General features: G+C 44.0%; 1 protein-coding gene and 1 pseudogene. One reads left to right on the top strand and one right to left on the bottom strand.

Annotation, left to right across the window (positions count from 1 at the left end):
- Nucleotides 1–272: 272 nt before the first annotated feature.
- The gene (locus tag AB5935_RS24840; protein ID WP_004324165.1) at nt 273–455 is read left to right on the top strand and encodes a hypothetical protein; all 183 of its coding nucleotides are present in this window, start codon (nt 273–275) and stop codon (nt 453–455) included.
- Nucleotides 456–649: 194 nt separating this feature from the next.
- Here AB5935_RS24840 and AB5935_RS24835 read toward each other — a convergent pair.
- A pseudogene (locus AB5935_RS24835) lies at nt 650–1377 on the bottom strand (SulP family inorganic anion transporter); the annotation flags it as partial.

Raw genomic sequence — 1377 nt, 5'->3', positions numbered from 1 at the left:
TGCTTACATCGCGGCAGTCATTGCTTAGTGCGCAACTGTCGCAGACGGTCAATCATTTTACTGAAATACAAAGTTTAATTAACCTATACCGTGCTTTGGGGGGAGGTCAGGAGTAAATGACATCATACTCTCTCTGTTTTTTAATTTAAAGAAAGAAGGGTTGCCGGAGAAGTGATTCTGTGGCAGCCCGTTTTGTAATCAGTTTCTGGTAATCAATATCTATCCGGCTTGCGACGTATGTATAGGTATACGCTGTAAGCTGGAAAAATGGAATGTTGAAAATCTATCTGAATGGTGAACTGGAACAGTCGGTTTATGATGTGGCAATAGTGAATCCGGAGGTTAAACCGTCTTCGGTCATTGTGAATGCTTCCTTGAGGAAGGCTTTCAGAGAGCTGAAGATTATGAACCGTCCACTGGATTATAAGAAAAACAAGAATATGGTTCTGAAATAGAAGAGGTTGTATCAAATAGAGGTCAGCGTGATAGAATAAATGATGATAATATCCTGTTTGCAGGAGATATAGATGCTGTGTGTTGGATATATAGATCCAACACACAGGTCATATATGCCGTATACATTGGATCTATATGTCCAATACGCACGGTATATATGGCTTACAGGCTTACAAGTGGCTGATAAACAGCACTATTTTACCAGGCTTTTTGCCCTTTCCAATGCTACATTGATATTCGGGCAGATATTCTCTTTTCCCAGTAGTTCGTAGAATCCGGCTTTTTCCAGTACATTATGCACGTTCTCGTTGACTCCGGAAAGGATAACGGTAGTCTTTTCCTTCTGTGACATTTCGCAGAGAGTAGTCAGGTTGTGAATCCCTGTGGAATCGATGAACGGAACCTTGCGCATACGGATGATACGTACTTTCGGGCGGTCTCCCAGTTGTGTCATTGTCTCTTCAAACTTGGTAGCGATACCGAAGAAATAAGGGCCGTTGATTTCGTATACCTCTATGCCTTGTTCGGGTCAATCTCGTCGGTAATCACCGAGATTTTGGTAGTCTCCATGACACGCTTCATAAAGAGGACGCAGGCAATGACCAATCCTACCTCGATAGCGACAGTCAGGTCGAAGATAACGGTCAGGAAGAACGTGATAAGCAGTACGGTAACGTCCGATTTCGGATTCTTCAGTAAAGCTCTGAATACACGCCATCCGCTCATGTTGTAAGATACGATGACCAGTACGCCGGCAAGGCATGCCATCGGAATATATTGTGCGAGTGGCATCAGGAAGAGCAGAATCAACAGCAATACTACTGCATGAATGATTCCGGCTATCGGTGTCTTACCCCCGTTGTTGATATTCGTCATGGTACGGGCGATAGCACCTGTGGCGGGAATACCTCCGAACAAAGG

The organism is Phocaeicola sp. RTP21198st1_B8_RTP21198_201120 (assembly GCF_040929485.1).
Lineage (GTDB): Bacteria > Bacteroidota > Bacteroidia > Bacteroidales > Bacteroidaceae > Phocaeicola > Phocaeicola dorei.
The sequence above is the reverse complement of the archived record's forward strand: the minus strand, read 5'-3'. Positions and strand labels throughout refer to the sequence as shown.